The organism is Methylobacterium sp. yr668 (assembly GCF_900116245.1).
Classification (GTDB): domain Bacteria; phylum Pseudomonadota; class Alphaproteobacteria; order Rhizobiales; family Beijerinckiaceae; genus Methylobacterium.
In genome coordinates, this window is sequence record NZ_FOZY01000066.1 from 1 (window position 1) to 8,706 (window position 8,706).

An 8,706-nucleotide genomic window follows, 5' to 3' on the forward strand; every position below is an offset into this window, starting at 1 on the left:
ATGCTCAACGTCCTCGACGAGTTCACCCGCGAATGCTTGGCGATCCGGGTGGATCGCAAGCTCAAGGCGGTCGACGTGATCGATGTGCTGTCCGACCTGTTCATCCTACGCGGCGTGCCGGCGCACATTCGGTCAGACAATGGTCCGGAGTTCATCGCCAAGTCGGTCCAGTCCTGGATTGCGGCCGTTGGCGTAAGGACGGCCTACATCAGCCCTGGCTCGCCGTGGGAGAACGGATATGTCGAGAGCTTCAACGCACAGATACGCAACGAGCTGCTGAATGGCGAGATTTTTTACACGCTCAAGGAGGCGCAGATCATGATCGAGGGCTGGCGACGGCACTACAATACGGTTCGGCCGCATGGCGCATTGGGCTACCGGCCGCCCGCGCCAGAGGTGTTCGTGCCAGCTATAGCCGCTTGGCCGGCTGCACCGGCCAAGCTCGCCGTGGTCCAGCGACCGACACTGCACTAACTTTGACCTTGGACCACCTCGTGGGGGCCGATCATCTCGCAAGCCGCGCCGGGACCGAGCAACCTGATCGTCGCGATGATCGGCTACAAGGTCGCCGGGCTCGCCGGCGCCGTAGTCGCGCAGGTCGCGATGATGCTGCCGGCCGGCCTCCTGATGATCGGCGTCGCGCGATTCTGGCAGGCCTCCTCGGGCAGCCAATGGCATGTCGCCCTGGAGCGCGCGCTCGGACCGATCTCCATCGGGCTGATTCTCGCGAGCGGCTGGATCGTGGCCGAGCACGCCGCCCTGTCGTACCGCGGCTACCTCGTGACCGCCCTGTGTACGCTCGTGTTCTGGCGTACGCGGCTCAACCCGGTGCCCGTCCTGGTCGCGACGGGCTTCCTGGGCTGGGCCGGTGTGATCTGACCGCGTCGCCCGGTGACGCATTCATCGGGCTGGGGCAAGAGCGGGTGCGTGCCGGCGCGTCGGGGGGCGCCTTGCCCGTCGGGCACGGAGCGCCTCGCCTCGGCATCTGACGCTTCCCAGGCCGGCGACGAGGAACCACGCGCATCCACGCAGTCTGCGACCGCGCCCGGTGGGCTGCCGGTCCGTGAGCCCCTCGGAGGACAGGCCGATCCGCGGGGGAACCCGCCCGGATCGAGCCTGAGCGTGTCGACTGGGGGCGAGTCCGCTCGACCGGGTAAACCTCCGTATAGTTGAGGGCCAGCTTACGAATCGTCAAACAAGATACGTGCTCGAAGTTTGGAACACCGCCGCTCCACTAATCCCGATTGCCGCGATCCGCCTGTCTTGATCGGGCGGAAAGGATCCAGGCGCGGCGGCCGGCACTCCATCGATGCTTTGTGCCGCGCCGAACACCTACGAAATCAGGAGATGTCGATGAAGTCCGAAATCGCGAGGAGCATCCGCTCGGCTCCTCTGATGACGCCGAGCGATCTTTCATCGGCCGACATCAACAATCTGTCTGCGGAATTGCGCGTCCTCCTGGCGGATGTGTTCGCAATATATCTAAAGACCAAGAATTTCCATTGGCACATGTCTGGCCCGACTTTCCGGGATTATCATCTCCTTCTCGACGAGCAATCCGAGCAGCTCTTCGGGATGGTCGACGACATCGCGGAGAGGACGCGCAAGATCGGTGGCACCTCGGTGCGGTCGATCGGGCAAGTCGCTCGCCTGCAGCGCGTGCTCGACAACGACGCCGATTTCGTCGCCCCGAAGGACATGCTGGCTGAATTGCGTGAGGACAACCGTCAACTGGTCAAGTCGATGCGGGTGATCCACCAACTCTGCGACGAGATCGGGGACGTAGCGACGGCGAGCCTGCTGGAGAACTGGATCGACGAGAGCGAGCGCCGGGTGTGATTCCTCTACGAGATCTGCCGAAATCTTTGATCCGGCTGGCGACCGGACGCTTCCGCCGCCGGCGGGACGGCGGTCGCGAGGCTGTCTAGGAGACGATCACCGGTGACGTCCCGCAGCCGCCTTCCCGAAGCGGTTCACGTCGCGCTCCGGGTCATGCCCGCGACCCAAGCGCTTGCGTGCTGGCGGGCCGCCGCACGCGCCGATCGATCGCGCCAAATTACGGCGTCCGCACTCGAAATCAGGTGGAGATGTACCGAGAGGCGCGATCGATAAGTCGGATCCCCATCAAGAGTGATCGCGGAATTGAATCGACACTATCAGCTCAATACTGGAGGCGTAACATGACCACTGAAGCCCTGTTCAATCCTGGCCGTCTGGGTGCGATCGAGGTCGCGAACCGCGTCGCCATGGCCCCGCTCACCCGCGCGCGCGGCGACATGGATGGCATCCAGACGCCGCTGGCGGTCGAATATTACGGCAAGCGCGCATCCGCCGGGCTGATAATCTCGGAGGCAACGAACATCTCGCGACAAGGCCGGGGATACGCCTTCACGCCCGGCATCTATACTGACGCGCAGGTTGAGGCCTGGAAGCCGGTGGCGAAGGCCGTCCATGCGCGCGGCGGCAAGATGGTCCTTCAGCTGTGGCATGTGGGCCGCTTCTCCCACGTCTCCCTGCAGGAGAACGGAGCAGCGCCGGTCGCCCCCTCGGCCATCGAGGCCGGGGACATGGTCTTCACCGAACATGGCTTCGAGCCGCCGTCCAAGCCGCGCGAATTGGAGACGGGCGAGATCGACGGGATCATCGCGGACTACGTCCGCGCGGCGAGGAATGCCCGGACCGCTGGCTTCGACGGCGTCGAGATCCACGCGGCCAACTGCTACCTCCTCGAACAGTTCATCCGCGACTCGACGAACCATCGGACCGATCGATACGGGGGGGCCATCGAGAACCGCACGCGCCTGCCTTTCGAGGTCTGCGAGGCGGTCGCCGGGGCGATCGGCGCGGACCGTGTCGGCATCCGCCTGTCTCCCGTCACGCACTCCGTCGGCGTCACGCCGTTCGACAGCGAGCCGCAGAAAACATACGGCTTCCTCGCGGAGCGGCTCGGCACGCTCAAGCTCGCGTACCTCCACTGCATCGAGGGCCAGACCCGGGGCGCCAACATGCCCGAGTCCTTCGACTTCCAGGCCCTCCGGCGCAGTTTTGGGGGAGCCTACATCGCGAACAACGGGTTCACGCGCGAGATCGCCGTCGACGCCATCCGCTCGGGCCGGGCGGACATGGTCGCCTTCGGCCGGCCATTCATCTCCAATCCGGACCTTGCGGAGCGGCTTCGCCAAGATCAGCCACTCGCACCGGAAGCGGCCAAGGAGTTCTTCTACGGCGGTGGCTCGCGAGGCTATACCGACTGGCCGACCTTCGCCTCTCGCTGAGAGTTTGGCATCGGGAGGTTCGATGCCACGGAGGTGGCTCGGCATCCCCGGACACCCCTCCCTCGACCTCGGTGATCGACGCACCGGGTCGGGCGATCGAGCTGCCGAGGCGGAGGCGAAGGCGCATCGAGGCCGGAGGGCGCGCCGCGCGATGCTCGCGAGGTCCTGGAGAGGCGAGGCTCCCCGAGCGCACCCCGGAAAGGCCCGGGATGCGATGGTGGGCTGGCCGAACGATTTCGGCGGGGGCCGTCCAGGCCGCGCGACCGCGACGCCTTCCGCGCCGGCAAGATGATCCACGCGAGTCCGGGCTAGCGTCAGGATGGTTCGCGACCAATGCGCCTCCGCCAAAATCCTCCGCAACGCAGGCCCGCCAAGCCAAAGCATTCAGTAAGCTATATATCTACGCCGTACGATGATAACACTGGCAGGGCGCCGTCATTTCATAGCACAATGAAGGCGGTCTCGACATATCATATGAGACGAACGATCGCCCGGAACGCGAACGCGAACGCTGCTAGACTTGCTAAGCCTAACATCCAGAGGGTGGCGAACCAAAGAAGCTGTCTGACGCTCGCCATCGCTCACAACCTCTCCTTCGACCGTGCCCGATCGCGATCGTCGGCTCCGAATTGACACGATGGGTTCGACGTCGAAAAGGGAGTGCTGATGCCTCGACGCCAGCGCGCGCGGTCACGGTATCCGATGTGCTCCGCGAAAGCTTGATCCATCCGTCGGAAACATCATCGGGCGGCGGATCAAGTGCCTTCCTGGTCCGCCCAAGGGATGCGGAGGTCGTGGCCGGACGTATCCCGCGGCGTGAAGCCCGTCGTGAGCCAAACGTCCCAGAAATGAGCGTGCCATCCAATAGTCCGGCCTGGCGCTGGTCTACCCTCCCAACCTCGGTGACCATCCGAGGCATCGCCCCGGATGGTCCGGTCCTGCCGCATCCGCCGGAGGCCGGACCTATCCCTTCCTGATCGAAATCCATTGATGGATCAGCATGATGCCGCCGCTGGCTATCGAAATGCGAGAAGGGCGCGTTTCAGGGTGCCCGGAACGTCCGAAGGCGCGACTTTGGCTGCCCCGATACGTCGCCGCAGCCAAAGTCGCGCCACGTGTCCGAGCGCGGCCGTCGATGGCGACCGTGCGTCCGGAGCCTGGCTGCCACGATCGGCGGCGAGCGATCGCTCTGTCCTCGCTCGGAACGGTCGTCGCCAGGTCCGGTAGACGCCACGGTCGAGGTGGCGGACCCGGCAGTTCTCCGATGCGCGTCATCGCCGCCCTCCGCATGTGTGCATGCCGGCAGCGGGCGAATCGTGCGGCCGCAGCTTGATCTCGGGGGCGCGTTCGAGCGGTGCCGTCATGACTTTCACGATGTCCGGAAAAATGGGCGGCTTCCTCGGCCTGCACGGCACGAGCGTGCCCTTCGGCCTCCGCTCCGCCCTCACCGCTTTGGCCGTACTTTGGCTCGCGATGTGGCTGCAGCTCGAAACCCCGCGATGGGCGGCCTGGACCGTCCTCGCGCTCGCGCTCCCCACGCGCGGCCAGGTCGGCCGCAAGGGGCTTTCCCGCGTCGCCGGAACGCTGGTCGGGCTCGTCGCGGGCCTCGCGGGAATGGCGCTCTTCTCGCAAAGCCCCATAGCCATGGGGATGTATCTCTCGTCCTGGTTCGCGCTCAGCACCTACGTGAGCGGCAGGCTTCCGGGATTTGCCTCCTATGGAGCCGCGCTCGCCGGCCTGACCGCGGGCTTCGTCGTGCTCCTGAGCGCGCCGGCCCCGCTGACGGCCTTCGACACCGCCCTCGAACGCGGGGCTGAGATCGTCATCGGCGTCGGATGCGTCTACGTGGCGAGCGCGATCGCGGAGATCGTGCAGGGCAAGTCCGCTCCGCCCATCGGCACGAGCGCGCCGCTGCCGGAACTTGCCTCGGTCTGGGCGAACACCCTCCGCACCTTCCTGGTAGTCGGAAGCACCTGGGCCATATGGATGGCGACCGCCTGGCCTTCGGGCGGCGTCTTCGTCCTGTTCGCGGGCGTGGTGTCGATCATCTTCGTCACGATCCCGGACGGGGATCGCCGGGCGCGGGGCTATCTTTGGGGGGCGGGCCTCGGGCAGTTCGCGGGCATAGCAGTGAGATACGAACTCCTCGCCTCGGCGGCCTCGTTCGAGCTCCTCGCGCTCACGCTGTTCCCCTTGTTCTTCATGGGGGCGGTCGGCATGACGGAACCTCGCACCACCCCGCCGGCGCTCGGCTACAACCTGTCATTCCTCATCGCGGTCGCGCCGACGAACCCGATGCAATACGACCTGGCGGCCTCGCTGAACGAAAGCGTCGCCGTCTTTGCCGGCATCGCCTTCGCGGCGGCCGCCTTCCGCATCATCCTTCCCGAGCGCATCTGGCGGGGGAGCTAGGCATGCCCCTCCGCGAGATCGACGTGCTCGGGGTCTTCATCGCGCCCTTCGCCCTGGGACTGCTCATCGCCACGATCTGCACGATGATCATTGGCGCCGCCCTCAAGCGGGTGTTGCCGAGCATGTCGATGACGCGATCGCCAATTCTGGAACTCGCCCTCTTCGTCACGACCCTCTCCAGCTTTGTCCTGCTTCTCGGGCGTCTATAAGTGGCTTTTCTGAAGAACGATCCTTACGCGGTTGACGAGCGCACCGCGCGTCCGCCTTCGAGCACCAAGACGTCTCCGCCGGTGTCCGTCCTGCCCTCCGCGTTCAACCTGTTCGCGGTGATGACGGTCGTCGGCGGATCGATCCTCCTGGCCTGGCTCGCCTGGAGGTACTATTTCGATACCCCGTGGACACGCGATGGCAGCGTGCGCGTGTATACCGCCCAGGTCGCCTCGGAGGTGTCCGGCATGGTGACGGCCGTCTCGGTGACCGACAATCAAGCGGTTCAAAAAGGCGAAGTTCTCTTCAGGATCGACGACCGCGACTATCGGATCGCAGTGCAACGCGCCCAGGCCGCCCTCGAGCGGGCACATGCGCAGCTCACGAACATGCGCGCGGAGGCGGATCGGCGCAACCAACTCAGCGATCTCGCGGTCAGCGCCGAGGTGCGCCAGTCTTATGAGAGCAACGCCCAGGCCGCGCAGGGTGCGTACGACGCCACCGTGGCGGATCTTGCAAACGCAAAGCTGAACCTGGAACGGACCGAGGTTCGCTCCCCAGTCACTGGCTATGTCACGAACCTCCTCCTCCAGACCGGCACCTACGCGAACATCGGTCAGTCGGTGATGACCCTGATCGATTCCGAAAGCTTCTGGGTGACGGGGTACTTCGAGGAAACCCAGCTCCGTAGGATCCAAGTCTCGGATCCAACCGACATTTGGCTGATGGGCTATCCGGATCGCCCGATTGAGGGCCGCGTGGAGAGTCTCGGACGGGGAATCATGGATCCCAACTCGGCGCCAGGCGTGGCCGGCCTCCCTTCCGTCAACCCGGTGTTCACGTGGGTGCGCCTCGCGCAACGGATCCCCGTGCGCATCCAATTCAAGCAACTGCCCAACGACGTGCACTTGGCGGCCGGCATGACCGCGACGATCCATGTTCGCGGCCGGTCCGGCGCGGCCCGTCGATAGTCAAGTCAGTCCCGCTTGAACCGAACGAGAGGCGCACACCCCAGGGAGAGCCTGATGAGCCATCCGCCGCGCGCCTCCTTTCGGACGCCTTAGCGTCCTGGCGCGCGCGGGAGGCGCGAGGGTCGGCGATATCGGTTCGCGGCCGTTTATGCGCTGGCATGCTCCGACGACTATTCGGCCGTGGAGCATGCCGATTGTGGATTTGGGAGGTCGTCGCCGCGCTCGATCAGGCGACCTCGCGACGCTCCCGCGATGCGTTCTCGGCCATCGCCCCAGGACGACCGAGGCCGATCGCCCTGGCAAGCGCGGATCGCCGTTCGGCATAGCTCGGGGCGACCATTGGGTAACCCGCGGGCAGTCCGTATCGCTCGCGGTACGAGCGCGGGTCTAGGCCATGGGCTGTCAGATGCCGCTTCAGGGTCTTGTATGGCTTGCCGTCGATAAAGCTCAGGATGTCGTCCGTCCGAACAGACTTGCGAATTTGAGCCGCCGTCGGTCTTTCGGACCCCTCTTCAGGGGCGGGGGCGGAATAAGGCGCGATCGAGGCTAAGCTGGCGACCGCGCCGTGCACGCTTCGGATAAGTTTCGGGAGTTCGGACACGGGGACGGAGTTGTTCGCGACATAGGCGACGACGATCTGGGCTGCCAAGTCGGTGAAGTTGGAGCAAAGCTCAGTGGTTTGTTTTGACACGCTGCATGTTCCTGATGCGCACCCTCAAATTCGAGATGTGCCCTCCAATACAATTCCACAAATTAAAAACTCGCAATGCGGGTGCTCCGCTCTATCGAAGCAATAAGTTTATATTCCCGAAGCAACGCCCCTCTTGGAGCGACATAGGACGACGAGATAGGCAAATTACCCAAGCTGATATGCCGTAATGGAATATCAGGGTTTAGAGAATGACAGGCCGAAGGCTCGGGTCGAGCGGCCAGCAAGAACAATCCCTTTGGAAGTGGCGGCCTCCTGATCGGCGTGCGGCCATCCAGAGCCTCGTTACAGTGCCATGCACAGTTATTAGTGAAGACCATCCAAACGGCGATCACATGATGCGTCGATGCGCTTTGTCGACGGCGGGAGCGCGGCGGCCATCCAATGGCCTAGGGCGTCTCTGCAAAGGGGTTCACAGGCTGGGAGGTCAGGCCCATGTGGGCTTGATGCGACGCTTTGAACTGACCGACGCGCAGTGGGAGCAGATCGCCCCGCTGCTGCCTCCGCAGAAGCCGCGCACGGGCCGGCCTGCGGAGGATCACCGGCAAGTCCTCAACGGCATGCTCTGGATCCTGCGCACGGGCGCACCCTGGGAGGATCTACCGGCACGCTACGGTGCTGTGGGAACGGTGTCGAGCCGGTTCTACCGGTGGCGCAAGGCCGGCGTGTTCGACCGGGTGCTGCGGCGGCTGCAGGCGCAGGCGGACGCGCGCGGCGACCTCGACTGGGACCTACACTTCGTGGACGCCACGGTGGTGCGTGCCCACCAGCACGCCGCCGGGGCGCGCCGGTCCGGCGCCATCGGGGGGTGAGGCGACCGTCGAAGGCGTGGGCGAAGCGCTCGGGCGCAGCCAGGGCGGCTTCTCGACCAAGCTGCATCTGCGTGCCGAGGGCGGGGATAAGCCGATCACGGCGGTGCTGACGGCGGGCGAGCGGCACGAGCAGTTTGCGTTGGATGCTCTCATGGACAAGGGCGCGGTGCCACGTCCAGGGCGAGGCCGCCCGCGCCTACGTCCCCGGCGGATGGCAGGCGACCGGGGCTACTCCAGTCCGCCGGCCCGTCGTCGCCTCCGACAACGCCGGGTCGAGCCGGTGATCCCCACCCGCAAGGATCAGCCCCGCCAGCTCGATT

General features: G+C 65.3%; 8 protein-coding genes and 1 pseudogene. 8 read left to right on the top strand and 1 reads right to left on the bottom strand.

The features are described from left to right. The 7 genes from BM419_RS30715 to BM419_RS30745 all read left to right on the top strand — a co-directional run. On the top strand, window positions 1-474 hold a 474-nt coding region (locus BM419_RS30715), incomplete at its 5' end, for an integrase core domain-containing protein (RefSeq protein WP_139257174.1). Between the two features lie 33 nt (window positions 475-507). After that, window positions 508-879 (top strand): chromate transporter, encoded by a 372-nt coding sequence (locus tag BM419_RS30720; RefSeq protein WP_280141982.1) that lies wholly within the window; start codon window positions 508-510, stop codon window positions 877-879. Window positions 880-1,353: 474 nt separating this feature from the next. Continuing rightward, complete coding sequence (locus tag BM419_RS30725) at window positions 1,354-1,839, top strand: Dps family protein (protein WP_210188187.1); 486 nt, start codon at window positions 1,354-1,356, stop codon at window positions 1,837-1,839. Window positions 1,840-2,180: 341 nt separating this feature from the next. Then, on the top strand, window positions 2,181-3,275 hold the full coding sequence (locus BM419_RS30730; protein WP_091928674.1) for an alkene reductase: 1,095 nt from the start codon (window positions 2,181-2,183) through the stop codon (window positions 3,273-3,275). A 1,362-nt stretch (window positions 3,276-4,637) separates the two neighbouring features. Continuing rightward, window positions 4,638-5,687, top strand: a complete 1,050-nt coding sequence (locus BM419_RS30735; RefSeq protein ID WP_175556426.1) for an FUSC family protein — start codon at window positions 4,638-4,640, stop codon at window positions 5,685-5,687. 2 nt (window positions 5,688-5,689) lie between these two features. Further along, window positions 5,690-5,896: a DUF1656 domain-containing protein gene (locus BM419_RS30740; RefSeq protein WP_091928676.1), complete on the top strand. Its 207-nt coding sequence runs from the start codon at window positions 5,690-5,692 to the stop codon at window positions 5,894-5,896. Continuing rightward, window positions 5,897-6,865, top strand: coding sequence for an HlyD family secretion protein (locus BM419_RS30745; RefSeq protein WP_139257175.1), 969 nt, complete (start codon window positions 5,897-5,899; stop codon window positions 6,863-6,865). Between the two features lie 226 nt (window positions 6,866-7,091). On the opposite strand, the gene BM419_RS30750 is transcribed toward BM419_RS30745, so the two are convergent. Further along, a complete protein-coding gene (locus BM419_RS30750; protein WP_091928678.1) occupies window positions 7,092-7,556 on the bottom strand; it encodes a Ros/MucR family transcriptional regulator in 465 nt (154 codons plus the stop codon). Between the two features lie 464 nt (window positions 7,557-8,020). Here BM419_RS30750 and BM419_RS30755 point away from each other — a divergent pair. Beyond that, a pseudogene (locus tag BM419_RS30755) lies at window positions 8,021-8,706 on the top strand (IS5 family transposase); the annotation flags it as partial.

Bases quoted from the DNA above. Each gene is read 5' to 3' on its own strand.
- BM419_RS30735 (WP_175556426.1), top strand. From the start codon at position 4,638: ATGACTTTCACGATGTCCGGAAAAATGGGCGGCTTCCTCGGCCTGCAC.
- BM419_RS30730 (WP_091928674.1), top strand. From the start codon at position 2,181: ATGACCACTGAAGCCCTGTTCAATCCTGGCCGTCTGGGTGCGATCGAG.
- BM419_RS30725 (WP_210188187.1), top strand. From the start codon at position 1,354: ATGAAGTCCGAAATCGCGAGGAGCATCCGCTCGGCTCCTCTGATGACG.
- BM419_RS30740 (WP_091928676.1), top strand. From the start codon at position 5,690: ATGCCCCTCCGCGAGATCGACGTGCTCGGGGTCTTCATCGCGCCCTTC.